This is a genomic window from Trichothermofontia sp., assembly GCF_053493415.1.
In genome coordinates, this window is record NZ_JBRCAD010000120.1 from 1 (window position 1) to 24,500 (window position 24,500).

Below are 24,500 nucleotides of genomic sequence, written 5' to 3' on the forward strand. Positions count from 1 at the left end.
ACCCCGATCGCCCAAGCTGCCCATCGTGCCTTCCCCGCGAATGGTCCGCCCCTATCTGTCCCAGCCAGCCAGCCCCGCCCCCGATCACCAGCGGCAGCGGGGGGGGATGCCGTAGCCAGAAGTCACAACAGTCGGGCAATGGCGGAAGGAACCGTAGGAGCGGCAGTGCGGGGTTCCACTCCGCCGAATCCGGCAGGAACGCGTCCGCCCCTTAACCTCGATCGCCTGCGGGAGTTGTTCTACCAAAAACCCCTATCCCTGCAAAAATTCCTGCAGCTATTTTTGGACAATGCCCAGGCGGATGTGGCGGGTTTACAACAGGCGATCGGCGACCTCACTACCCCCAACCTGCTGGATGCTGCCTACGATCGGCTCATTCATTACTCCCATCGTCTCAAGGGTTCCAGCGCCAATGCGGGGGCCAATCAGCTTGCCGACCTCGCGGCCCAACTACACACCTCAGCCCAACAACGCAACCCTGATGCGGCCCAAGCCCTGGTGACCAAAGTCACCCATGAATTCGCCCAGGTTTGCCAGTTTGCCAGCACGGTCATGCCAATCCAGTCCGAACCAGGATCGCGTTGACCAGCATATTCACCCGATCGGGCGAACTGATTAGCTGATGTGATTCCTATCCCAAAATTTTTATCCTGGCAATATCGCAACACAACTCCATTGCGTTGAAGCACAACAACACTAAGCGACCAATCGGGTCATTGCTTGAGTCGAGTATTGCTTGCATTTTCGATACCTTGTTGTGCCGCGATCGCAGTGTGATCTTGACTGATCAGGGGGGAAGTGTTCTCCCAGATCCAAGTTCGCTATTGCCTCAATTCTCACCCATAAGGAATTCACCCCATGACTGCTCAACTTCTACAAAAGACTAACGGGATTGATCTTGCCAAGGTACAAGCACTGGTGGGAGCGGTGACTGACGATGCCACCCAGGGTAAAGCCAAATTCCAAGTGGCAACCACCTGGGAAGGGGGGACTCGCTCAACCACAACGGTCAATGCCTGGCAGTTGGGCAATCAAATCCTGCCCCGCAACTTTACGATCGCGATCGATGAACCAGCGGAATTGGGGGGAGAGGACCGCGCCCCCAATCCCCAAGAAGTGCTCCTGGCCGGCCTCAATGCCTGTGTGCTGACGACCTATGTGGCCTTGAGTGCCCTGCAAGGGATTGACTTGGAATCCGTCACGATCGCCACCGAAGGTGAACTGGATTTGCGGGGATTTTTTAAGTTGGATCATCGCATTCATCCCGGCTATCAAAACCTGAGCTATACCCTCTCGGTAAAAGCCAAGAATGCCACCCCGGAACAACTACAAGCCTTGCATCAAGCAGTGCAGGAAGTGTCACCCAATTTCTGGAATATCACCCACGCTGTGAAGCTCGACACGACCTTCATTGTGGACTAAGTCTCCCGCAAGCTCGCCCTTAAGGACACCTTGCATCAAGACATCGCTAGTCGGTTGGATTTAATGTTTTAGAGCCTTCCCATCCAGTCCGTGATGGCATCTTATTAGATTATCTCAACCGGCTCGCGTCGCGACCATTTCCTCACCTAATCGTCATTAGCCATGAATACACTTAACTATACCTATGAATCGATCCTGAGCGATGCTTTGAAAGTTAACTGGAAAGTCAGTGATCTGATTGGTGGTGACAAACGCTTGGATTTTTCTAAACCCTTTTTGCCCGATTCTCTGGCCGGTGCCCAGGCGATTCATTGCCTCAGCGATCGTGAAAAAATAATCCTCAATCAGATTCGCGGCAACAGCTATCTTCATCTCTTTGGGCTAGCCGAAGAATTTATCCTGCCAATGGTGATTGATCAGGTCCGGGATAACCTTCTGGTGGATATTTACAGCACCCAGGCTCTCCTTCGCTTTGCCGAGGAAGAAAGCAAACACATTTATCTATTCCAGCGGTTTGCGGAAGCCTTTGCCATTGGCTTTGGGTCTGTCCCGGCTTGTATTGGCCCCGTCCATGAGATTGCGGCTGCTGTCCTGCAACACAGTACCTTGGGGGTGGCTTTGCTCACCTTGCACATTGAATGGATGACCCAACGTCATTACTTGGAAAGTGTGCAGGGAAATCGGCAAGAACCCCTTGATCCCCTATTTGCAAGCCTCCTGCGTCATCACTGGATGGAGGAAGCCCAGCACGCCAAACTGGATACCTTGATCGTGGAAACCCTGGTTGCACAGTTATCTCCCCTCGACATTGCCCAAGGGGTTGATGACTATTTCACCCTGGTTCACATGCTGGATGGGGGTCTCCAGGCACAAGTACAACTGGATATTGCTAGCCTGGAAGCCGCGATCGGGCGATCGCTGGATGCGGTAGACAAGGCAGAAATTCAAGCCCGACAACTTGAATCCTATCGTTGGGCTTTTCTAGGCTCAGGCATGACCCATCCAAATGTTATCCAAACCTTTAGCAAGCTGAACGCCACCGCCCAGAATCAACTGTTAGAATGGACGCTGCATTTTACCAAGGCGACCTTGCCGCAAGCCGCCTAGTCTGAAGCTTGTGCCGATCACGCCTGCCGCCAACGCTGGGGGTGTGATCGCGGTTACGTGCCCATCCCGCTTTTTTGTCGCCCTAACACGTCGTGGGTATTGCCATGTCCCTGACCGCCCTCAAACTCATCCCCCTACACCAGGACCACGTACCGGATCTGGCCCGTATTTGCCACGAAGCCTTCTCCCATTTCCACGATCGCCACGCCCTGCCACATGATGTCCCTGATTTAGAAACCGGGATGCAGATTATCTCCCACTTGGCAGCCCGACCAGACTATGCCGGCGTGGTTGCCACGATCGGCGATCAAATCGTGGGGTCCAATTTCTTACTACATGGTGATCCGGTGGCTGGGGTTGGTCCGATCACCGTTGCGCCCCAGACCCAGGCACGGGGCATTGGTCGGGCGCTGATGCAATGGGTCATTGAGGAATCGCAGCACCGGGGGATTCACCAAGTGCGCCTCTTTCAGGAAGCCACCAATACCACCTCCCTGTCTCTATACAGCCATTTAGGCTTTAGCTGGCGGAGCGCTGCCGCCTTGATGCAGGCCCAACCAGCCCTGACCGATGACGCTTCCATTCGGCCCCTGACCCTTCAGGATCTCGATAGTGTCAAAGCCCTGAGTGTGGCCGCCTACGGGTTTTCGCGTGCGGGAGATGCGACGCAACTCCTCGCCGCCCAGATCCCTGGCTTTATCCGGGAGCGGGAGGGTCGGGCCGTTGGCTACTGGCTGACCAGCCTCTTTGGCCATGCGGGGGCAACAACGGACGATGATCTGTTGGCCCTCATTGCCCATGCTGCTCGCCATGTGCCGCCTTCGCTGGGGGTCTTTATCTGCCCCCTCGATCGCCCCGACTTTTTCCGCCGCGCTTTGGCGGCAGGTCACCGTACCCGCAAAGTTTTGTCCTATATGTCACTGGGCCAGTTTACGGAACCCAGCGGGCCTTATTTACCTTCGATTCAATGCTAAGCCTAGCCGTAACTGGGATTGCCGTCAGGATTGGCATGATCCCCCATAATGGGATGTCCCCCTTGACCAGACGGAGCGGGGGCATCTGTCCGCAACACACGGGAAGCTATGGAACGTCCAACGCCGGAGGCATCACCCTATACCGAGGCGCAATGGCAGGCGATCGTCACCCTCGGTGATACGGTTGAAGCCGATCTGCAACGCTTGCAGGTGCGCTTAATGATGGGCGGGGAACCCACCTTTGTCGCGATCGATGACTTTGAATCCCCGGAATGGCGAACTGAAGCATTGGGTGCCGAGAAGCGACGACGGGCCGAACAGTTGCGCGATCGCCTGACTGCCGAATTTGCCCCGCCCGGTAGCCTGCGCTATAACGGCGTTGGCAAGCTCTACCCAGGGGAAGCGGGTCCCCGTTGGGCCTTGGGCTGCTACTGGCGCGAGGATGGCATGCCCCTGTGGCCAACCGTGGCCGCTCCCCCGATCGCCTCGCCCACACCGGTTACCCTCGCCCAGGCCCGGACACTCATCACCCAACTGGTGGCCATCCTGGGTCTACCCGCTGACCTGATCCAGCCCGCCTACGAGGTTGAGGCGGAGGCACCCGGGGGCTATGTGTTACCGCTGTTGCCCAGCCTAGAAGGGGAGAGATTGCATTGGAGGAGTTGTCGTTGGACCTGGGAGACAGCCGACAGGCGGCTACTGCCCGGTCAGGGACCCATCGGTCTCCGCCTACCCCTGGGCAGCTTAAGGCCACCGGAATCCCTGATCCAGGAAGCGACCCTGCCCCTCCAGCCAGGGTTACCCACGGGGCAACATCCCTTCTCCCTCGCCCCCGATAACGCCATCCAGGTTGCACTCACCGTTGAAGTCCGGGATGGCCAGATCTACCTCTTTATCCCGCCCTGGGGATCGGCCCAGGGGTTTGTGGAACTGGTGGCGGCGATCGCGCAAGCAGCGACTTCCCTAGCACTACCCGTCACCCTGGAGGGGTATCTCCCGGCGGCTAACCAGGGACTGGTCGGTTTCCAGATTACCCCCGACCCCGGCGTGATTGAGGTCAATATTCACCCCGTCGCCGATTGGCCAGCCCTGATTAGCCAGACCACAACCCTATACGAAGTGGCAGCCCAGTGTCAGTTAGGCACGGAAAAATACGGCTGGGATGGACAACGGTTGAGTACGGGCGGCGGTGCCCACATTACCCTAGGGGGCACCTATCCTGAGGACAGCCCTCTCCTGCGTCGCCCCGATCTCCTGCGCAGTTTGATTACCTATTGGCAACATCACCCCAGCCTCTCCTACCTGTTTGCGGGCCTGTTTGTGGGACCCACCAGCCAATCCCCCCGTGTCGATGAAGGCCGCCATGAAAGTTTGTATGAACTCGAGGTGGCCTTCCAGTCCCTATCCCCTGAGGCCGATGTGCCACCGGCTGTGGTCGATCGTCTGTTACGCAATCTGCTGATCGATGTGACGGGGAACACCCACCGGGCCGAGTTTTGCATTGACAAGCTGTATCCCGTGGAAAATCCCCGCAATCAACTGGGCATCCTGGAGTTTCGCGCCTTTGCCATGCCGCCCCAAGCCCAAATGCGGTTGTTGGAACTGTTGCTGATTCGCGCCTGTATCGCCCGGTTTTGGCAGCAGCCCTATGCCCGCCCCCTCGTGCGCTGGGGGACGACTTTGCACGATCGCTTTCTCCTGCCCCACTATCTGGCCCAGGATTTGCAGCAGGTATTGGTGGAGTTTCAGGAACTCGGCTATGGTTTTGACCTAGCTTGGTTCCAACCCTTTTTTGAGTTTCGCTTTCCCCGCTATGGCACGGTGGTCCTGGATACGAGCCACGGTCCCCTCGTCCTGGAATTACGCCACGCGATCGAACCCTGGCACGTGCTGGGTGAGGAGGTGAGCAATGGGCGGACCGCCCGTTATGTGGATGCATCGTTGGAACGCCTCCAGGTCAAACTCCAGGGAATTGCTACCCACTCCCCCAATGCCGATAGCCTTAGCGATCGCTACCAAGTGTTGTGCAATGGTCGCCGCCTGCCCCTGCGATCAACGGGACACCGGGGCGAGTATGTGGCAGGGGTCCGGTTCCGGGCACGGCAGACCCTCAATATGCTGCATCCGGCGATCGCGGCCCATGTGCCCCTGCACTTCGACGTTGTGGACACCTGGCACGACCAGCTCGCCTTAGGCGGCTGTGTGTACCATGTCCAGGCTCCCGACGGCGAGATCTATGCGACCCTACCCTCGACACCAGCGGTGGCGGCGCAACGGCGAGCGGAGCGGTTTATCCCCCAGCCAGCCCAACGGGGTAAGGTAACGGTTCCGCCCTTAGCGCTGAATCCGGAATATCCGCTAACCCTGGATTTGCGCCAAGCCGTTGGGTAAGAGGACTGTAAACAACAGCCAACGGGGGTATCCCCCTTCCGCCATCCCCCAGAACAACCGCAAGGTGCGCAGGTGTTAGGGAAACGTGGCAGGATGGAGACAGGATCAGTAGATCACAAATTGAACGTGGGATAGCCGTCTCGGCTGTCTCAGGGGTGGGCCAGATATAGCCATCGTCATTCAGATTAGGACAAGGAGCTTAAGCCCCTTGTTGATCACAGCCTTGGAAATGTCCTAATGAGTGTGACTACCGCTATACCTCCCCCACCATTGTTTTTTATCTACTGAGGATGAATCAGCACTGTTGTGGGTAACCGATTGAGTATGACGTACTGCCTGGGCATTATGACGCGGTATGGCCTAGTAATGGCCTCGGATTCTCGAACCAATGCGGGAGTTGACTATATTTCAACCTATCGCAAGTTATTTGACTTTTCGCAACCAGGCGATCGTGTAATTATTATTTGCGTCTCTGGTAATCTATCGATTACCCAAAATGTACTGGCGGGGTTATATAAAGACATTAAAACCCAGGCCGATATTAGCCTCTACACGCTACCCAGTCTATATGAAGTCTCTCGCTACATCGGCCAAAAAATTCGTCAGAACCTGGAGCATGACAGTGAGTGGCTGAAGCGGGATGGAATTGACTACAATTGCAATTTTTTGCTGGGTGGACAAATTCTGGGTGAAGATCCGGAGCTGTATCTGATCTATAGCCAGGGGAATTGTATCCACGCCACACCCGAAACTCCATTTCTACAGATTGGGGAAACCAAGTACGGCAAACCCATTTTGGACCGAACGCTGAGTTTTGATACTTCCTTAGAAGCCGCTGCCAAATGTGCTCTTTTGTCGATCGATTCAACCATGAAGTCCAACATTTCCGTGGGACCACCGATTAATCTGGTCATGTATCATGCCAATAGCTTTAAGCTGAAGCATCGTCTGGAGTTGCGTTTGGGTGATCCCTATTTAGCGGAAATGCGCCGCCTCTGGGAAGGAGCCTTAAAGAAAGCATTTGAACAAATGCCAGAGTTAAATTGGGAATACTACGAAGATAGCGCCAGCCCCAAGCAGGATGTCTTGATTGATTAGGCATCTGGGCTAGGGTGTCGTGGTAGGAAGCCAGACGCAACAGGGACTGGCACAATTTGGTGCGTGTGATCGCGGCGGTATTTAGGTATCCCCCAATCGGTGCTGTTCGACAATTTTGATAATGGACATAGATAATGGGTATGCCCACCCTAGCCAGGGTAGGCTATGGCTGACATTGACCTGAGTTGACTGACCAAACAAGGGGGCGTCAAGTGGCAACAGAGGGCGCTGCGGCGGGGAAAGAGTTGCCCGATCGCAGGGCATGGCAACGGGCGAAACAGGCCCTCATTGGGTCTGGCCTCCTCGCGATCGCCAGTGTCGCAGGCTGGTTGATTAGCGTCCGGGTTCTGGAAGGCCGATTGCCCCCCCTCACCATTGCCGCCCTGACTGTGACACGGGGAGATGTCGAAGTTACCGTGAACGAAACCGGCATTGTGGATCTGGGGGATCAGACCACCCTCACCGCCCCCAGGGAAGCCACCGTCGATCGCGTCCTTGTGCAGGTCCGGGAGGCCGTCACCCAGGGACAACCCTTATTAACGCTGCGATCGCCAGCGGATGTCGTTAAATTAGAAACCCAGCAATTAGCCATTCGCCAACAGGAATTGGCCGTCTTGATGGCGCAGCAAACCTTGGCGGAGAAAACGTTGGAACGTACCCGTAATCGGGAGCAGATTGAGGAAGCACAAGCCGAACTGGTTGCCGCCCGACAAAAATTGCAAGAAACCACGGATCTGGTGGAACAAGGGTTTGTTCCGGCTGAGGAAATCCAACAACACCAGGCAGAAGTCCGCAAGGCAGAGGCCACCCTGCGTCAAGCGCAAACCGATGCGCGTAAGGCAGAAGTTGCGATCGCGAGCCAGCACGCCGAGGTCCACAAGCAACAGGCTGAACTGGCCATGCAAAAACTCAAAATTCGCGAAATTACCCAGGAATTGCAGGCCAACATCGTGGTTGCCCCCATTACCGGCAAAGTGCTTCAGATTCAGGTGCGCAATGGCGATGGGGTCAGTGTGGGCAAAGCCTTGCTCACGCTTGGCAATCCCGCGCTCGAACTGATCAGACTCAACCTTTCAACCCTGAACGCCAGTAAGGTCGCGCTCAACCAAACTGCCCGCATCACCGTGATTGGCACGAAAGGGAAATCCTTTCAGGGCAAGGTCGTGTGGATCGATCCCTTAGCCACCACACCTGATGCCCAGAGTACTAACCCGTTTTCCGGGGGAGAAGCCGGTCCCACGGTCCCCGCCATCATCCAACTCGATCGCCCCACGGGTACCCTGATTCCCGGTAGCCAAGTGAGTGTGGAAATTATCCTCGATCGCCGTCAGCAGGTCCTCCATCTGCCCAGCGAAGCCCTACAACAAGACCAGGATCAAACCTTTGTTTGGATAGTTGACCCAGACGGACGGGCACAGCGCCGCCCCGTTACCAAGGGCTTGGAAGGGATTATTCAAGTCGAGATTGTCCAGGGACTTCAGGCGGGCGATCGCGTGTTACTGCCCACCCCGGATCAAGCCCTCACCCCCAATCAGCCCGTTACCCCCGAAATGCGGCAGGAGCTATGAGTCTTTCCCCCCGCAATTTATTAATCACTACCCTCCAGGCCCTCGCGAGTAATTGGGTGCGATCGGGCCTGACCACCTTGGGTGTTTTTATGGGCGTTGCGTCGGTCCAGGCGACCCTGCAAGTGAGCACTATTAGTCAAGCTGTTATTGCGCAAAAATTGGCCGAACGTGAGGCTCCCCAAGTCTATATCTGGCCGGATTTCTCCTGGAATACCACCAGTCTCAAGTGGGAGGATTTGCTTTATCTGAAACAACGACTCAAGGGCTTACAGGCAATTAGCGTTGAAAAAACGGTTGATTATGAAGCCCCCACACTTGTAGCGGATAAGGAGGCACAACCGATTGTCAGTGCCGTTTCTCCTGGCTACTTTTTAACCACGGGGAAAAATCCCATCCGAGGGCGCGTCTTTACCGAGGCAGATTTTAACAGTTACCAACCCATCGTAGTCATTGATGAACTCCTCGCCACCCAGTTGGGGATCTTCCACGACCCTATTGACCAACGCCTGCTGATTCGCGGTAAACCCTATATTGTGGTTGGAGTGGTTGAAACGAAACAACGGGCTTTTGGGAAACCCAAGGGTGATGTATACATGACCCTGGCGTTCTATCAGAGCTATCAGAATGACAATACGATTTGGGACTTTTCCCTACGCCCCCGATCGCTCGATGAAATTGAAGACTTAGCAACCCAGGCTAAACAATTACTGGAGCAACGGTACCCCGGCCAAACTTTTGTTGCCCGTAACAATCTCCGGGAAATTGTGCAACAACGCCAGATTTTAATTCAAGTCTCACGAGCCTTGCTCGTTTTGGGGTTAATCTCCCTTCTGGTAGGCGGGATCGGGATTGCCAATATTACGATCGCCACGGTGGGGGAACGCACCGCAGAAATTGGCCTGCGCCTAGCGATCGGGGCTACCCGGCGTGATATTTTGGTGCAATTTGTCTTGGAAGCGGTTCTGCTTAGTCTCGTGGGGGGTGCCCTGGCGATCGTCTCGGTGCATGGCTTGACGACGATCGTGGCGCGATCGTTTGAGTTGCCCTACCGCTTTCACCAAGCCTCGGCCCTCTTTTCCATGAGCGCTGCCCTGCTTGTGGGGGTGGGTTCCAGTTATTTCCCCGCCCTACGGGCCAGTCGTCTCGATCCGGTCGCTGCCTTGCGTAATGAATAGATTGCACCTTGCCGTTTGGCTGTCTAGTCGCTAAGTTGACGACATCATTTTTTGTGAACGGACGACACGGATGCGATCGTCTCCTCCCTCTACCGATCCCTGGCCAGATACGTCTTCGGGAGCTTCAGAAACAGGCCCCCCCTGGGCCTTGCGCTTTAGCTTGGTCCTCACGGTGCTCTCCATGACCGGGTTCTTTCTCACCTGTGCCCTGCGCACTTACCTGGTACCAGAGGCCATAGCTGCGGCCCTTGGCACGGCATCCCCCCTCGCTGGCCCTGATTTCGCCCGGTTGGTGCCCCCTGATGCCTTCAGCGCCACGTCGTTCCTGGGGCATCGCCGCCCTCCGTGGGTGTCCCGTTACCAGTCAGCCCCCTTAAAGGGCCACACCTATCGCGAACTCGCCTTAGTTGGGGCTACCCCTAGCGATCGACCTGTCATGGGGATGGGGGTAGTTAAACGGCTCCAACCGACCCCGTGGCTCCATCCGCCTGCCCCAACGGCGATCGCCCGCCCCAGCCTTGAATCCCAAACCCACGACCTCACCTCAGCCCAATCTGCTCCGGTTCAACCCGCAGCGGCTAGTCCCATAACGACTCCTGTTCCCCCGACGGTCCCCCCCACCCAAACGCTGCAACTAACCTTGGAGGCAGCGATCGTCCTGGCGTTGGAAAATAACCGAACGGCAAAAAATGATCTGCTGGAACGGATTGCCCAACAGGCGGATCTGGCCGTTGCGATGAGCAAATTCTCCCCACGGGTGACCCCGCGTTTGGGGGCAACCCTCAGTCGCAATACCCAGGGAGACACGGGAACAGACACCGTGGCAGCGGCAGCGGGAATTCAGGTGGAAGTGTTGTTACCGACCGGACTGCAACTAGCGGCCCAGTGGTCGGGTGATACGGGCCTGCGCAACCTATCTGGTGTAGTTACAACGGAGACAACAGACGATTCCCTGCGATCGCAGCAAGGCTTAGAACTGAGCCTCAAGCAACCCCTGCTGCGGGGGGCCGGGAGTCGGGTGAATCGGGCTTCGGTGCGGGCGGCCCAACTGACAGATCAGCGAAACATTGAGCAATTGCGGCAACAGTTAACGGCGGTCATCAATGGGGTGATTACGGCTTATCGCGATCTGCTGACCGCCCGTCAGGCCGTGATGATTCAACAACACTCTTTGGCTAACGCGGAGGAACTCTTGCGTGTCACGGAGGCGTTGGTGAAGGCAGGACGGCAAGCCCGCAGTAACCTGGTACAAAGCCAAGCGGCGATCGCCAATCGCCAAGTGCAACTTGTCCAAGCCCAAAATACCCTCGAAGCCACCCGCCTACAGTTACTCGATCGCCTGGATTTGGAACCTACTCTATACCTAGAACCGGCCATCACGACCCCTGCGTTACCGGCACTCAATGAGGTCTGGCTTGATCCGGCAGCGCTGCTGGCCTTTGCCTTGGCTAACCAACCCGAATACCGCCAAGCCCAACTCGACACGGCGATCGCGGCGCAAAACCTTACGATCGCGGTCAACGCTCAGCACTGGAATTTGGATCTCGATGGTCGCTACCGGCATCAAACCAGTACCGACCAATCGGACCAGGCGGAATGGCTGATGGCCTTGACCTTTAGCCGGACCCTGGGGGACCTCACGCCCCAGCAACAACTGCGACGTAGCCAGGTGAATCTACGACAGGCGGAAAATACTTTGGCGGCCCAACACGACCGTCTGCAAATTGCCATTCAAAACCACATCCGTGACATTCAGGTGCGCTGGCAACAGGTGAATTTGGCCAAGCAAGCAACGGCCTTAGCCGAACAGCAATTGCGGAATGAACAAGAAAAATTTCGCCGGGGCCGATCGCAGATTGACTTTGTGATTCAACAACAAGATGCCCTGGCCACTACCCAACTGACCGAGTTAGGGGAGATTGTGTCGTACCTCAATGCTCTTACTGATCTGGATACCACGATCGGGCGGACTTTACAGGTGTGGCAGGTCACCATCCCAATGGCGGAGCTACCCTAGCGCTCCTGTCAGTTCGATGCGACGCCACCCTATTTTAGCTAAGGGGTCAGTTGCATCCCTGGGCATCGCGATCGCGTTTGGGCCAAACTCAGCGATCGTGCGACCATCCTGGAAGATTTGACAGAAAAGGGCGTCGCGTCACAGGGGTTAGCGTCTAGTTAGGGTCAGCGCAACTTCACTTGAACACAAGCCGTTCCTAGGCCCCTACGGAAGGGTTTCTAGGACCGTGCCCAGCGTGGTAAATAACTGCTCAATTTGGGCTTTCTCAATAATTAAGGGTGGGGAAAGGGCGATCGTGTCTCCCGCCGATCGCACGACAATGCCGGCATCAAAACAGCGCCGGAAGGCTTCAAACCCCCGTTGGCCCGGTTGTCCCAAGCGAGGTTCAAGTTCGATCGCAGCCATCAAGCCTAAATTACGAATATCAATGACATGGGGCAAACCCTTCAGGCGATGGGCGGCATCTTCCCAAGCCTTCGCTAAGGTTTGTACACGGGTCAACAACCCCTCCCGCTGGTAAATCTCCAGGGTTGCCAAGGCCGCCGCACAGGCTACCGGATGCCCAGAATAGGTATATCCGTGGAAAAGTTCAACCCCCCCCGGCCCCTGCATAAAGGCATCGTAGATTTCCTGACGCACAAACACGGCCCCCATCGGTACGCTGGCATTGGTAATCCCCTTGGCGGTGGTAATGATATCGGGCTGAACACCGAAATATTGGGTGGCAAAGGGCTGCCCCAACCGTCCAAAGCCCGTAATCACTTCATCGAAGATGAGCAAAATGCCGTGGCGATCGCAAATTTCCCGCAACCGTTCTAAATAGCCCACGGGGGGTAACAAAACGCCCGTTGATCCCGCAACGGGTTCGACAATAACGGCGGCGATCGTGGATGCATCATGGAGCGTCACCAGCCGTTCTAACGCATCCGCCAAATGCGCTCCCCACTGGGGTTGACCACGGGTAAAGGCATTGTGTTCCAGATTGTGGGTATGGGGTAGGTGATCCACACCCGTCACCAGGGTGCCGAAGAGTTTGCGGTTGGGGCCAATGCCACCGACGGCCATGCCGCCGAAGTTCACGCCGTGGTAGCCCCGTTCCCGGCCAATCAACCGTTGCCGGGTGCCCTCGCCCCGTACCCGCTGGTAGGCGATCGCAATCTTCAGGGCCGTTTCGACGGCCTCGGAGCCGGAGTTGGCAAAGAAGACGTGCTTGAACGGATCGGGGAGTAATTTAACCAAGCGATTGGCCAGTTCAAAGGGAGCCGGATGCCCCATTTGGAAGGTGGGCGGAAAATCCAACGCCAGGATTTGGGTGCTGACCGCTTCGGCAATTTCGCGCCGCCCGTGCCCTGCATTGACACACCAGAGGCCCGCTGTGCCGTCTAATAGTGGGCGATCGTCCGACGATCGGTAATACATACCCTCTGCCGCCACAATAAACCGGGGATCGGCCTTGAATTGGCGGTTAGCCGTGAAGGGCATCCAGAAGGCACTAAGATCCGACGGGATGGGCACGGGCACGATGGGGGACGTTTGGGAATCAACAGCGGGCGACATGGCGATCTCCAAAGGTGCGGGCGAATTTCTCCGCATGCGGCGATAGGTCTCATCGATCCGCAATGGGGGAGGGGCAGGTTTGGGATGTGATCTCCCCTGCCCATAGGAACTATGATGCCAGTCTCTGTCCCACAGGTGCGTCCCCTGGGCTTAAAACTGCTCTACAACACTTCCATCCTTGGTGTGGTGACGTACAGACAAGGGGCTTCAGCCCCTTGTCTACAAGGCTTGACAGTACTTCATTCGGGAGGGAACGGCTGTAGATATTGCGAGCAATATTTCGCGTGAACACCAATGCCGCAATCTACTAGCAATTTTGGGAGATTTATGACTGGCCTCCCGGCAATCTTGCTGGCGCGGCTGGGGGAAATCCGGGCGAATTTGACGCTTCCCCAGCCAACCATTACCCTGTGGGGGCGTCACCACATTAACCTAGGCAGTTTGTCCTTCGTTCCGAGGGGCTTGGGGTGGGGGGCGGTGTCGTTGCTGGGTGCCCCGATCAGGGAATAGCGGCTCGGTTAAGGCGTGACGGTGTCAAGTTGTCACCTTTTGCCCTGCAAGGTGGTGTGATGAAGGGAGCGAATGGTTAGCGTTGCAACCTATCCTGTGCAAACGGTTGATCCCCTGACAGAGTGTTGTGAAGCGATCGCGGCTTTACTCTGTCAAGTTGAGTTGCGCCTGTATCAAGACTTAAGGCAGTCTATTCCAGTTGCCCAACTACAGCAGCGCTACTGTCAAACCTATGGGATTAGTGGGCGGCAATTTCAGGCGCTATATACGACCCTACGCCAAAAGTGCGATCGGGCGCGACACCAGCACCAGCGCTCCCATCAGCACCTTAAACAGCAAATCCAGGCATTGGAACGGGCGATCGCGCACCACCAAGCCAACCTCCCCGCCCAGCAGCGGGGATATCCCCGTTTGTCCTTTGCCCAACGGACCTTAGTCCATCGATTGTATCGGCAACGGCAACAGCTTCACGAACTTAAACAAGTATTGCAAACCCCACCGGCCTTAACCCTGGGTTCTCCCCAAGGGCTGCCGATCGTCCTCGATGCTTCCTATCAACCGCCGCCTCTTACCGGCAGCCCTAAGAGCCAATTGGCCAGCCTACAGCAGTGGTTGGTATACCTCCATGTTCCAGACTTTTTGCAATCCCACTTCGGTCCCTATTTAGCCGTTTCCGACCTCAAGTTTCCCCAAGGTGAACGGGTCGTTCTGGCCCAACTCCAACACCAGCGACCGGTGGAATTCCGCTGCGTCCATCAACCGCACGGTTGGCAGGTCCTGTGTTGGGTGCCGACGGCTAGCGAGACCCCCCAAGGGATGACACCATCCCGTCCGATGTCCCAGCGATGGCCGCGCTGGAGCCGAGTGTTGATCAATTTTTTGGTATTGGCGATCGGGATACGGATTGGTCTGGCTTTTACGGGCATTCCGTTGCACCTGTTATCCCTGGGATCGTCCCTGGCCAGCGAGCGGCTCGATCCCGAAAGTGTGGCGCAGCAGCGTTGGACCCGTGCCCAAGCCCTGACGCGTCAGGCAACGGCGATCGCGGCCAATGGCGACCGATCGCCAGAAACCTTAAAAATCGTTCACCGCCTCCGTCAACAAGCCTTAGAAACCCTGCAAGCCATTCCAGCGAAGACAACCGTTGCGTCAGTCGCTACCCAAGCCCTGCCCACCTATCAGCAAGCCCTAACCACCGCCACCCAAGAACTTGATGCAGCCCAATCAGCCTTTTTGCGAGAGATTGCCCAGACCCTCATGGCCCCGGAGCAGGTCATGATTTCGGTTTGCCATTTACAGGGGGAATGCCGACATTTTCAGGGCGATCGTCCCCCCGCCAGCCCCGCGAGTTTAATTAAGCTGCCCGTGGCCGTCGTCCTCATGCATAAGGTGAAAAACGAACGAGTTAACCTAAAAACCGTCGTCGAGGTTTCTGATGACAACTACACCGAGGAAGGCTCAGCCATTCGGGTCGATCGCAAATACACGTTAGAACAATTGCTCAAGGTGATGATTGATCACAGTAGCAATATTGCGACCAATCAATTAATCGATTATTTAGGCCGTGACTATATCAACGAAATCCTGCGAAAACAGGGATATAAAATAACTCAAGTTCACTCAAAACTGGTTGGTCAGAAAACTTATCCAACCAATACGGGCAAGCAACCGAATCGCATCACAGCCAATGAACTAACGAATATGATGCGTCAAATTTATAACCGCCAGTATCCCGGTTCCGATGTATTGATTAAGGCGTTACAAGACCAGCACGATCGTGTTCTCGGCTACGCGGCCCTTCAGGGTTCGGGAGCCACCTGGTTAGGAGAGAAAACGGGTCAAAACTCCCGGATGTTGGGGACAACAGTCGCGATGAAAGTTAAGGGTGAAATTTATGTTATGACTTTAATGCTTAATGCCAGTGGTGACGAGGCCGCCATTCGTCGCGGCATACGGGCAGTGGCGGATCATCTGGTAAACCAAGGGTTATAGGTGGCTGGTTGTCACGACTTTAGTCGTCACACAGCCGTTCCCTCTCTACTCAAGCCTTGTAAACAAGGGGCTTAAGCCCCTTGTCTGTACCTCACCCAGTATGGAAGTGCTGTAGTGCCCGAAGCTGGACTTTGCCAATGGCTGTTTAATAACTTGAGCGTATGATATTGCACCAGAACTGCGGCATGATGATAAGGGCTGCTGACCCTTGCCCGCCTGCCTATGCTGGACTGTGCTTATGGTGCTGAATGCTGATGAGATACCCATACCTAAAGGGCTGGCGCTACCCATACTTGATTGCCTTGCCCCGATCGTGGGTCCAGAGCAGGTCATGGCGTGGGAAGCGGCGGCTGAGGCTGATCGGCAACCGGTCATTGCGGCTCTCGACCCACGCACCCAGGTGGCCGGCTGGGTCTGGCCGCGCACTCAGGCAGCATTAGCCGCCACGATCGCCAGTGCTCGCCAAGAGCGATGCTCAATCCTCCTCAGCGGGAGTGGCAGTAAACTGAGTTGGGGTGGGTTGCTCAGAGCCACGCCCGATTCCCCGCTGCTGATTGTGGGAACCCGGCACCTGAATCAGTTAGTGGAACACGCCGTGGGGGACCTAACCGTAACGGTTGAAGCCGGCATGCGACTGGCAGACTTGCAAGCGATCCTGGCCCAGGCGAATCAGTTTTTGCCGATCGATCCGGCCTATCCGGAGTACGCCACGCTTGGGGGGATTGTCGCCACGGCAGACACGGGCGCCTTACGACAGCGGTACGGGAGCGTTCGAGATCTCCTGTTGGGGATGACGTTTGTGCGCGCGGACGGCCAAATAGCCAAAGCCGGGGGGCGGGTGGTTAAAAATGTGGCCGGGTACGACCTGATGAAGCTTATGACCGGTTCCTGGGGCACCCTAGCTGCGATCAGCCAAGTGACCCTACGGGTTTATCCGCGTCCAGAAACGGGCCAAACGGTGGTGTTAACGGGGGCAGCGACGGCGATCGCCCAGGCCACCCAAACCCTCCTCAATTCGCCCCTCGCCCCGATCGCGGCAGTCATCCTCTCACCCACCCTTGTGGCCGCGATGAATGGCAGCGAGGGGTATGGCCTGCTGGCGCGCTTTGGGGGCCTCGAAGCCAGTGTCCGTGAACAGGCCCAGCGTTGCCTCACGATCGGTCACCAATGCCAGCTTCAGGCCGAAACGGCTGACGCCACGGTAGATGCCTCATTATGGAAACACCTGCACCGGCGATGGTGGCAACCTGGCTCAGGCCGTATTGTTTGTAAGTTCGGTATTCCGGCGGCAGCGGCGATCGCCACCTGTCAGGCGTTAGAAGCTTGTCTACCGGCCCATGCTGAAATCATGATCTATGCCGGCAGTGGGCTAGGACTGGTACGTTGTCCGAATCCCCACGGCTTTACCTCCTCGATCGTCTTAAAAGCGCGTTCCATTTGTCAGCAGAGTCAAGGATTTTTCAGTGTTTTAGAAGCGCCTATCTTCCTAAAGCAAAATGTTGACGTATGGGGATATACAGGCAATGCGCTGGCTTTAATGCAACGATTAAAACAGCAATTTGATCCCGAACAACAGTTCAGCCCCCAGCGCTTCGTGGGCCAGATTTAGACATCAGTATTGAAGCATTCCCTAGAAAAACCAGCCGTAGGAATGTAATCCCTTACCCAACAGGTTCACGCCCAGATAACACACCCAAACAACACCAAATCCGGTGGCAGCCAGGAGCGCGGGCCGTCGCCCCTGCCAACCACGGGTGATGCGGGCATGGAGATAGGCCGCAAACACCAACCAGGTAATCAGTGCCCAGGTTTCCTTCGGGTCCCAACTCCAGTACGACCCCCAGGCTTCGTTAGCCCAAACGGCTCCCGCAATAATGCCGATCGTCAACAGCGGGAATCCCAATCCGATCATGCGGTAGCTAATGTTATCGAGGGTATCGGCCAAGGTCAACCGTTGGGGCGAGAGGGGTGTGCCCAGTTGTGGAGTTGCCGTTACCCGCTCTAGCACTGCGGTTCCCCCGATCGCCGACATCTCCACGGGTTCTGCGACTTCTGCTGCAACCGGCCCCTCGCGTTTGAGGCGTTGGCTTGCCCGTTGTTCCCGAAAAGCCCCCGTTCCCACGGAACTGCCTCGTAACTCAACGGCCTGCCCACGGGTCACCACGAGAAAGGCGATCGCCAACAAGGCCCCTACCATGAGCGCCGCATAGCTAAGCAACATCACGCTCACATGCATCATCAGCCAGTTGGACTTGAGGGCCGGGACCAACGGTTCCGCCACCTGCATCCCAGGGGGCAAACTCAGGGCCGCAAAGGCGGCAATCCCCATCGCCACAGGAGCCGTAAATACGCCCACGAGGCGGCTCTGGCTCATGCGTTCCGCCACTAGGTGCATGGCCGTAATCCCCCAGGCAATAAAAAAGAGGGACTCGTACAGGTTACTCAGGGGGAAATACCCCGCCGCTAGCCAGCGGGCACCCAGTAGGGCCGCAATGCAGAGGTTAGCTGAGGCCATCCCTGCCATTCCTAGCCCCGTCAGTAGGGTCAAATTCGGGAATGCTGCCCCCGCCCAATAGAGCAAGAGGGTCACCAATAAAATGGCAAAAGCCGTATTATCCAAAAGACTCTGGAGGGCAACCAGATCCATGCGATGTTCTCCCATGTGCGGATGCAGGACAAGCTTCTGGCAAACAGGTGGCCAGACCTTCTCTACTTTGACATGTCTTGGCCTCCAGGGTGTGGGAATTCTGGACATATCCGCTAACCCTCAGGCGCGATCGCTGGCGATCCCTAGGGTTAGGGTTGCGACCAAACGTCGAGGTTTGTCGTCGCAGCTTTAACCGCGATTCTAAAACATCTGCTTAGCGAGGGGACGGCTGTCAGCCATTGCTCGGATTTCTTAAGCTATGATTTTTGGACATAAATAAAGACCCATAATTCTAGATATTCTAAGAAGGCTGTCTCGCAAGGCGGTTGTTAAAGAAATCGGTTCCTTGGAAAAGTACATGGAACTGGCTGAAGTGCCCTAGAGCAAGATACCGTATTCCGACGATCGAGCCTTAACTCACCGTGCTCGATCGCTTTTTAGGCCCGCCAAGGGATGCATAGCCTGCAACCAGTCTTAACTCAGGCAAACACAAGCCTGTAGCAATCATTCACCCTGTGCACAGGGTATCTGTCTTGCTATGCAACCATCCTTACCCCTTGTACCTTTGATCGCGCCGCCCCCGATATGGCGTCAGCCAAATTAGGGTAGGATGGAAGACTTGCAGTAAATTGCAATTCATTTAGACACACTAGACAACCCCCCGCAAACAGGAGACGTGCTATGGCTCGTATGTACTATGACACCGATGCGAACCTAGACCTACTCAACGGCAAAACGATCGCCATCATCGGCTACGGTTCCCAAGGACATGCCCATGCCCTCAACTTGAAGGATAGTGGCTGTAACGTCATCGTTGGCCTGTATGCGGGCAGCAAATCAGCCGCCAAAGCCGAAGCTGCTGGCCTGAAGGTCCATACCGTCGCCGAGGCCGCCAAAGCCGCCGACTTGATGATGATCCTGATGCCAGACGAGGTCCAGAAGGCCGTTTATAAGGCGGAAATCGAACCCAACCTGAGCGCTGGGAAGACCCTCGCCTTTGCCCACGGCTTCAATATCCACTTTGGCCAAATCGTTCCCCCACCTGAGGTGGACGTGATTATGATCGCCCCCAAGGGACCGGGCCATCTGGTGCGCCGCACCTATGAACAAGGCGAAGGTGTTCCCTGCCTGTTTGCGGTTTACCAGGATGCGTCAGGCCAAGCCCGCGATCGGGCAATGGCCTATGCCAAGGGGATCGGCGGCACCCGTGCCGGGATCTTGGAAACCAGCTTCCGGGAAGAAACCGAAACGGATTTGTTTGGCGAACAAGTCGTGCTCTGCGGTGGCCTTAGTGCCCTGATCAAGTCCGGCTTTGAAACCCTGGTGAATGCGGGCTACCAACCGGAATTGGCCTACTTTGAATGCCTGCATGAAGTCAAGCTCATTGTGGACCTGATCGTCGAAGGGGGCCTCGCCAAGATGCGCGATAGCATCTCCAACACCGCTGAGTATGGTGACTACACCCGTGGTCCCCGCATTGTGACCGACGCAACCCGCGCCGAAATGCGCAAGATCCTCAGCGAAATCCAGTCGGGTCAATTTGCCCGTGAATTTGTCCTGGAAAACCAATCGGGTAAACCTGGTTTCACCGCCATGCGGCGTCAAGAAGCCGAACACCCGATCGAAGCGGTGGGCCAAGACCTCCGCGCCATGTTTAGTTGGCTGAAGAAGGGTTAACGACGATTTCGCGTTTGGTCGCCAACCTGATTGGGTAGCGAGTGCCTTGCGACGCCAGCCGTTACGGAAATCTCCCCCTTCCGTAAGGCGATCGCGCACCGTGGAACCGGGGATAAAGCGTTACGATAGATGAAGAATCAACCCTGGAGTCGTAACCCAAGCCATCCCCTCTAGGCAGGGGTATGCCACCTTGGCGTAACGAACTCGCTCACCCATGTCCTGAAGAAAAATGCCGACCTTGGGTCAGGGTCGGTATCGTTTTCACGATAGAACAACGTAAGAGAAAGCCCTATGGCGAACAAACTGCTGACAATCATCAAGCCTTTCCTCAAGCCCCTGTTGGCCTTGGGGTTGGTCCTAGCCCTGTTCCTGGGCCATGCTGACAGTGCCCTCGCTGCGAGTGGTGGGCGCATCGGTGGTGGCTCCTTCCGGGCACCGGCACGGAGCTTTACGGCTCCTAGCCGTTCCTATACGGCACCGGGCGGTGGCTACTATGGCGGTGGCGGCTTCGGATTTCCCTTCATCCTGCCCTTCTTTGGGTTTGGCGGTGGCTTTGGGGGCCTATTTTCTATCCTCATTGTGTTTGCGATCGCCAATTTCCTGATGAATGCCTTCCGGAATATGTCGGAGGAGAAGACGATCGCGGAGGCCACGAATCCCAAGGTCTCGGTGGCAAAAGTGCAAGTGGGCTTGTTGGCCCAGGCACGGGAACTCCAAACCGACCTGGAAAAGTTGGCCCGTCGTGCTGACACGAGCACCCCAACCGGGTTAGCCCATGTCCTTCAGGAAACCACCCTCGCCCTATTGCGCCATCCCGAATATTGGGTATATGCCGGAACCGAAAGCCAGCAAGCCCGCCTGGAAGCAGCGGAAGCGCAATTTAATCGGCTGGCGCTGGCGGAACGCAGTAAGTTTTCCGAAGAAACGCTGTCCAACTTCAACAGTCAGCTTAAACAGGCCGACAGTGCCAGTCTAGCGGTAGCCGAGCAGGCAGCTCCCCTCGCCAACCAACAACCGGGAGAATATATTGTCGTCACTGTTTTAGTGGCGGCTCAAGGCCAACTAGAGCTACCTCAGGTAACCAGTCCTGATACACTCCGACAAGCCTTGCAACAGATTGGCTCGGTGTCGGGCGATCGCCTGATGGCGTTGGAAGTTCTTTGGGCACCCCAAGCTGAAGGCGATGTCCTCACGAGCGATGACATGATTACGATGTATCCCAATCTGCGGTTGGTTTAACATGTGGGCCAGTACGGTTACAGCATATTTGCACTATCTCAGTTTCATGTTGGCTTTTGGGGCACTGATCTTTGAAGTCTCCAGCCTTAAAAAAGATCTCACCCTCCAGGAAGCTTGGCAGATTGTGATCGCCGATGGCCTCTATGGGATTACCGCCTTGGGAGTCCTGGTGACGGGTGTTCTCCGGGTCCTCTATTTCGGTCAGGGAACTGACTTTTATCTGGGTAACCCCGTCTTTTACACCAAAGTGGCGATTTTCCTGATTGTGGGGAGTTTCTCCCTCTATCCCACCATCTCCTTTCTGTTGTGGATACCCGCCCTGCGGCAAGGCCAGCTACCCACGCTGGAACTCCCCAAGGTCGATCGGCTACGGGGGATTATCCGACTGGAAATCCTGGGTTTTGCGATGATTCCCCTCTTTGCGGCCATGATGGCGCGGGGAATTGGACTGAGTTAAGGCACACCGGACATACACGACATACCCATTGCCGGGCGATCGCGCGAAGGGCGATCGCGTCCTCTATCCATCGCGATCGCCCCAGGGGCACTGCTTCACCGTGTCCCCTTATCGTCTCCCCGGCTGGTCTTGAAGTCTTCGTGGTCTTCGCTGATGGGCATGATTTCGAGGGCATTATCCAGGTAGCGCAACCGCACACCAGGGATGGCATCAAAGGCGCGATCGATCGCCTCAAACTGAGACCAACCCACGTTAGGGAAGGCCTGTGCTTCGCGAATGCAGGGGGAGAAGACTTGAGCCGTCATGGGCTGTCTGCAAGCAGTAGCGTTTCTTTCAGTTTAACGTCCCTGAATTGACGATCGCCTGATCCGGCCTATCCTCCTAGCTAGCTGATCAGGATCAATGTAAACATTTGTCACAAAAGCCCTAAACGTATTGTCAGATACAGACTAATTAGGGTCAAGTTAATAACAAAACTTAAAAATTAGCGACAAAATCGCGGTTTATACCTAAGCTTTTTTGCTTATTAAGACCCTAAAAAACTTGAGAATTTATACTTAATTCGATCACAAAAATAGTCTGTAAAGCTTATTCTCTCGTCATTTTTGGGTTTTGCTACCGATCGCGGGAACATAGAGAATTCGCTTTAGAAAACTTTTCTTTTCGTGCATGGGATCACGGAAAACATCTGATATCATGTCATCAAATGAGGAAGATTAGAGTGCTAATCCTTCCAATTTCAGCTTTAGAAGTTCTTTTTATCACCAACCAACCTACCAGCCTAAGTGTACGTGAGGAGCATCCATCACTGATCGCTGGGAAGGTGGAATTGTCATCCCTAGTTGAGGAAAAAGCCATGCAAGATCTCCATTCCATGAACCAAGTTCGCCAGCCCCGGATTGTCAATCGACCTTTGTCCAATGCCGAAGCATTTGCCCTTTTTATTATGGGTATTGGCTTTATCAGTAGCTTGGCGTTGGTCATGATTTATACCCTGTTTGGTAGCAGTGTTGCTTAAAGGTTTTTGAAAACGGTTCATCCAAGCAAGGTTATGGGTGTTACGAGTTAGGGGGATGCTGTGGGATGCGGATCTCAACCAGATCCCCCAATCTTTTTGGCCAAATCTAAAGGGTTTGGGCTAATTGCCAACAAGTTTGCGCGATCGCCCAATCTTCCTGAGTAGGAATCACTAGCACCTGTACAGTCGAATCAGGCGTGGCCAGGGAAACATTCTTGAGATTTTGCTGATTACGATCGCGATCTAACCGCAACCCTAGAAATTCCAAGCCCGCACAGACATCCGCCCGTACCTCCACCGAATTTTCCCCTACTCCCGCCGTAAATACTAAGGCGTCCAAACCCCCCAACGCCGGTAATAGGGCGCTTATCAATGCCCGTAGCCGATAGATGTATAGGTCATAGGCCAATTGGGCACGTTCATGTCCTGCGGCGATCGCCTGCCGAATTTGGCGTAGGTCATTGCTTAACCCAGAAACCCCCTTCAAGCCCGACTCCTGATTAAGCAGGCGATCGAGGTCATCTACCGTATAGCCCTGATTGCGCATCAAATGCAACAAAATGCCGGGGTCAATATCTCCCGATCGTGTCCCCATCATCAACCCAGCTAGGGGTGTAAAGCCCATTGTGGTATCCACGCACTGACCGTGGGCGATCGCGGCTAGGGAGCAACCATTCCCTAAATGACAGGTAATTAAGCGCAGATCGGCCAGATCTTTACCCAAGCAGTGGGCGGCGCGTGTGGCAACGAACTGGTGACTAATGCCGTGAAAGCCATACTTGCGAATCCCCTGTTCATAAAATGCATAGGGAATCGCATAGGTCGCTGCCGTGGGTGGCATCTGGGCATGGAAAGCGGTGTCAAACACAGCCACCTGGGGAACCGATGGACCCAGAATGTGTTCGATCGCCACAATCCCCTGAAGGTTAGCCGGATTATGCACCGGGGCAAACTCGGCAAAGTCCGCGATCGCCTGTTTGACTGCCGCTGTAATCCAGGTACTTTCCCAATAGCGTTGCCCCCCATGCACCACCCGATGCCCCACGATCGCGATCGCGCTAGGGTCATCAATCACCTGGGTGTCGCCCTGCCAGAGGGTATTGAGCATTTGTTGGAGGACTTCAGGCTGACTGCGATTCGCAATTTCCTGTTGCCAGGTGGCCCCCCTGGCGGTTTTAACCTTGACGGTGGCGACACCCGCCTGATAGGTCCAATCAATAAACCCTTCCCAGAGCGGGGAAATCGGATCAGCAGGCAGGCGATACGCCTTCGGCGTCGCGAAGCTATCGGCCAACTGATACAAACTACTCTTCTGACTACTTGACCCCGCATTCAATACCAGGATGTTCATGATTCATACTTCCTTCCGGCAGGCACCCCTACCCTACCAGAGGGGCAATTTCGTCTGTCAAGTTTGCTGCTTGACAGATTCTTGGATCGATGCAAAAAGAGCGCTCCCAATGGGAACGCCCTTCCAGGTTCAGATTTTTAGGCTTAACTAGCCGAGGTGACTAGGCATTGATGCTGGGAGCAACGAGGGCGACAGGAGCCGACTCACCACTGGCCAAATCCAGCGGGAAGTTGTGGGCATTGCGCTCGTGCATCACTTCAAAGCCCAAGTTGGCACGATTGAGTACATCCGCCCAGGTGT

The 24,500-nt window shown here is 55.6% G+C and carries 20 protein-coding genes and 1 pseudogene; 16 read left to right on the forward strand and 5 right to left on the reverse strand.

Annotation, left to right across the window (positions count from 1 at the left end):
* The 9 genes from ACWIUF_RS10485 to ACWIUF_RS10525 form a co-directional block, all read left to right on the forward strand.
* On the forward strand, positions 1 to 585 hold a 585-nt coding region (locus tag ACWIUF_RS10485; protein ID WP_448572312.1), incomplete at its 5' end, for an Hpt domain-containing protein.
* A 273-nt stretch (positions 586 to 858) separates the two neighbouring features.
* Positions 859 to 1,422: an OsmC family protein gene (locus ACWIUF_RS10490; protein ID WP_448572313.1), complete on the forward strand. Its 564-nt coding sequence runs from the start codon at positions 859 to 861 to the stop codon at positions 1,420 to 1,422.
* A gap of 162 nt (positions 1,423 to 1,584) precedes the next feature.
* Positions 1,585 to 2,529 carry a diiron oxygenase gene (locus ACWIUF_RS10495; RefSeq protein ID WP_448572314.1) on the forward strand — a complete coding sequence of 315 codons (945 nt, stop codon included), beginning with the start codon at positions 1,585 to 1,587 and terminating at the stop codon, positions 2,527 to 2,529.
* A gap of 104 nt (positions 2,530 to 2,633) precedes the next feature.
* Complete coding sequence (locus ACWIUF_RS10500) at positions 2,634 to 3,503, forward strand: GNAT family N-acetyltransferase (protein ID WP_448572315.1); 870 nt, start codon at positions 2,634 to 2,636, stop codon at positions 3,501 to 3,503.
* A gap of 108 nt (positions 3,504 to 3,611) precedes the next feature.
* The gene (locus ACWIUF_RS10505; RefSeq protein WP_448572316.1) at positions 3,612 to 5,894 is read left to right on the forward strand and encodes a transglutaminase family protein; all 2,283 of its coding nucleotides are present in this window, start codon (positions 3,612 to 3,614) and stop codon (positions 5,892 to 5,894) included.
* 324 nt (positions 5,895 to 6,218) lie between these two features.
* The gene (locus ACWIUF_RS10510; RefSeq protein ID WP_448572317.1) at positions 6,219 to 6,992 is read left to right on the forward strand and encodes a peptidase; all 774 of its coding nucleotides are present in this window, start codon (positions 6,219 to 6,221) and stop codon (positions 6,990 to 6,992) included.
* Positions 6,993 to 7,204: 212 nt separating this feature from the next.
* Entirely contained in the window at positions 7,205 to 8,560 is a 1,356-nt protein-coding gene (locus ACWIUF_RS10515) for an efflux RND transporter periplasmic adaptor subunit (RefSeq protein ID WP_448572318.1), read from the forward strand.
* Positions 8,557 to 9,735, forward strand: coding sequence for an ABC transporter permease (locus ACWIUF_RS10520; protein WP_448572319.1), 1,179 nt, complete (start codon positions 8,557 to 8,559; stop codon positions 9,733 to 9,735). The genes ACWIUF_RS10515 and ACWIUF_RS10520 overlap by 4 nt, the downstream gene beginning before the upstream one ends.
* A 70-nt stretch (positions 9,736 to 9,805) precedes the next feature.
* A complete protein-coding gene (locus ACWIUF_RS10525) occupies positions 9,806 to 11,752 on the forward strand; it encodes a TolC family protein (RefSeq protein ID WP_448572320.1) in 1,947 nt (648 codons plus the stop codon).
* A 204-nt stretch (positions 11,753 to 11,956) separates the two neighbouring features.
* Here the strand turns inward: ACWIUF_RS10525 and ACWIUF_RS10530 are convergent, their stop codons facing one another.
* Positions 11,957 to 13,309: an aminotransferase class III-fold pyridoxal phosphate-dependent enzyme gene (locus tag ACWIUF_RS10530; protein WP_448572321.1), complete on the reverse strand. Its 1,353-nt coding sequence runs from the start codon at positions 13,307 to 13,309 to the stop codon at positions 11,957 to 11,959.
* A 327-nt stretch (positions 13,310 to 13,636) separates the two neighbouring features.
* Between ACWIUF_RS10530 and ACWIUF_RS10535 the strand changes: the two genes are divergently transcribed.
* The 3 genes from ACWIUF_RS10535 to ACWIUF_RS10545 all read left to right on the forward strand — a co-directional run bounded on the left by ACWIUF_RS10535 (position 13,637) and on the right by ACWIUF_RS10545 (position 17,420).
* Complete coding sequence (locus tag ACWIUF_RS10535; protein ID WP_448572322.1) at positions 13,637 to 13,819, forward strand: hypothetical protein; 183 nt, start codon at positions 13,637 to 13,639, stop codon at positions 13,817 to 13,819.
* Between the two features lie 72 nt (positions 13,820 to 13,891).
* Complete coding sequence (locus ACWIUF_RS10540) at positions 13,892 to 15,811, forward strand: serine hydrolase (RefSeq protein WP_448572323.1); 1,920 nt, start codon at positions 13,892 to 13,894, stop codon at positions 15,809 to 15,811.
* A 238-nt stretch (positions 15,812 to 16,049) separates the two neighbouring features.
* The gene (locus ACWIUF_RS10545) at positions 16,050 to 17,420 is read left to right on the forward strand and encodes an FAD-binding oxidoreductase (RefSeq protein ID WP_448572324.1); all 1,371 of its coding nucleotides are present in this window, start codon (positions 16,050 to 16,052) and stop codon (positions 17,418 to 17,420) included.
* 21 nt (positions 17,421 to 17,441) lie between these two features.
* On the opposite strand, the gene ccsB is transcribed toward ACWIUF_RS10545, so the two are convergent.
* Positions 17,442 to 18,458 (reverse strand): c-type cytochrome biogenesis protein CcsB, encoded by a 1,017-nt coding sequence (ccsB, locus tag ACWIUF_RS10550; protein WP_448572331.1) that lies wholly within the window; start codon positions 18,456 to 18,458, stop codon positions 17,442 to 17,444.
* A gap of 681 nt (positions 18,459 to 19,139) precedes the next feature.
* On the opposite strand from ccsB, the gene ilvC reads away from it, so the two are divergent.
* The 3 genes from ilvC (at position 19,140) to ACWIUF_RS10565 (ending at position 21,831) form a co-directional block, all read left to right on the forward strand.
* Positions 19,140 to 20,135: a ketol-acid reductoisomerase gene (gene ilvC / locus ACWIUF_RS10555; RefSeq protein ID WP_448572325.1), complete on the forward strand. Its 996-nt coding sequence runs from the start codon at positions 19,140 to 19,142 to the stop codon at positions 20,133 to 20,135.
* Positions 20,136 to 20,426: 291 nt separating this feature from the next.
* Positions 20,427 to 21,374 (forward strand): DUF1517 domain-containing protein, encoded by a 948-nt coding sequence (locus tag ACWIUF_RS10560; protein ID WP_448572326.1) that lies wholly within the window; start codon positions 20,427 to 20,429, stop codon positions 21,372 to 21,374.
* Position 21,375: 1 nt separating this feature from the next.
* Positions 21,376 to 21,831 (forward strand): DUF2214 family protein, encoded by a 456-nt coding sequence (locus ACWIUF_RS10565; protein WP_448572327.1) that lies wholly within the window; start codon positions 21,376 to 21,378, stop codon positions 21,829 to 21,831.
* A gap of 95 nt (positions 21,832 to 21,926) precedes the next feature.
* On the opposite strand, the gene ACWIUF_RS10570 is transcribed toward ACWIUF_RS10565, so the two are convergent.
* On the reverse strand, positions 21,927 to 22,136 hold the full coding sequence (locus ACWIUF_RS10570) for a hypothetical protein (RefSeq protein ID WP_448572328.1): 210 nt from the start codon (positions 22,134 to 22,136) through the stop codon (positions 21,927 to 21,929).
* Between the two features lie 524 nt (positions 22,137 to 22,660).
* Here ACWIUF_RS10570 and ACWIUF_RS10575 point away from each other — a divergent pair.
* Complete coding sequence (locus ACWIUF_RS10575) at positions 22,661 to 22,849, forward strand: hypothetical protein (protein WP_448572329.1); 189 nt, start codon at positions 22,661 to 22,663, stop codon at positions 22,847 to 22,849.
* A 106-nt stretch (positions 22,850 to 22,955) separates the two neighbouring features.
* On the opposite strand, the gene ACWIUF_RS10580 is transcribed toward ACWIUF_RS10575, so the two are convergent.
* Positions 22,956 to 24,200 (reverse strand): acetate/propionate family kinase, encoded by a 1,245-nt coding sequence (locus ACWIUF_RS10580; RefSeq protein ID WP_448572330.1) that lies wholly within the window; start codon positions 24,198 to 24,200, stop codon positions 22,956 to 22,958.
* Between the two features lie 160 nt (positions 24,201 to 24,360).
* Positions 24,361 to 24,500 (reverse strand): annotated as a pseudogene (locus tag ACWIUF_RS10585) (photosystem II q(b) protein); the annotation flags it as partial.

Bases quoted from the DNA above. Each gene is read 5' to 3' on its own strand.
- ACWIUF_RS10490 (WP_448572313.1), top strand. From the start codon at position 859: ATGACTGCTCAACTTCTACAAAAGACTAACGGGATTGATCTTGCCAAG.
- ACWIUF_RS10495 (WP_448572314.1), top strand. From the start codon at position 1,585: ATGAATACACTTAACTATACCTATGAATCGATCCTGAGCGATGCTTTG.
- ACWIUF_RS10500 (WP_448572315.1), top strand. From the start codon at position 2,634: ATGTCCCTGACCGCCCTCAAACTCATCCCCCTACACCAGGACCACGTA.
- ACWIUF_RS10505 (WP_448572316.1), top strand. From the start codon at position 3,612: ATGGAACGTCCAACGCCGGAGGCATCACCCTATACCGAGGCGCAATGG.
- ACWIUF_RS10510 (WP_448572317.1), top strand. From the start codon at position 6,219: ATGACGTACTGCCTGGGCATTATGACGCGGTATGGCCTAGTAATGGCC.
- ACWIUF_RS10520 (WP_448572319.1), top strand. From the start codon at position 8,557: ATGAGTCTTTCCCCCCGCAATTTATTAATCACTACCCTCCAGGCCCTC.
- ACWIUF_RS10525 (WP_448572320.1), top strand. From the start codon at position 9,806: ATGCGATCGTCTCCTCCCTCTACCGATCCCTGGCCAGATACGTCTTCG.
- ACWIUF_RS10530 (WP_448572321.1), bottom strand. From the start codon at position 13,309: ATGTCGCCCGCTGTTGATTCCCAAACGTCCCCCATCGTGCCCGTGCCC.
- ACWIUF_RS10535 (WP_448572322.1), top strand. From the start codon at position 13,637: ATGACTGGCCTCCCGGCAATCTTGCTGGCGCGGCTGGGGGAAATCCGG.
- ACWIUF_RS10540 (WP_448572323.1), top strand. From the start codon at position 13,892: ATGGTTAGCGTTGCAACCTATCCTGTGCAAACGGTTGATCCCCTGACA.
- ACWIUF_RS10545 (WP_448572324.1), top strand. From the start codon at position 16,050: ATGGTGCTGAATGCTGATGAGATACCCATACCTAAAGGGCTGGCGCTA.
- ccsB (WP_448572331.1), bottom strand. From the start codon at position 18,458: ATGGATCTGGTTGCCCTCCAGAGTCTTTTGGATAATACGGCTTTTGCC.
- ilvC (WP_448572325.1), top strand. From the start codon at position 19,140: ATGGCTCGTATGTACTATGACACCGATGCGAACCTAGACCTACTCAAC.
- ACWIUF_RS10560 (WP_448572326.1), top strand. From the start codon at position 20,427: ATGGCGAACAAACTGCTGACAATCATCAAGCCTTTCCTCAAGCCCCTG.
- ACWIUF_RS10565 (WP_448572327.1), top strand. From the start codon at position 21,376: ATGTGGGCCAGTACGGTTACAGCATATTTGCACTATCTCAGTTTCATG.
- ACWIUF_RS10570 (WP_448572328.1), bottom strand. From the start codon at position 22,136: ATGACGGCTCAAGTCTTCTCCCCCTGCATTCGCGAAGCACAGGCCTTC.
- ACWIUF_RS10580 (WP_448572330.1), bottom strand. From the start codon at position 24,200: ATGAACATCCTGGTATTGAATGCGGGGTCAAGTAGTCAGAAGAGTAGT.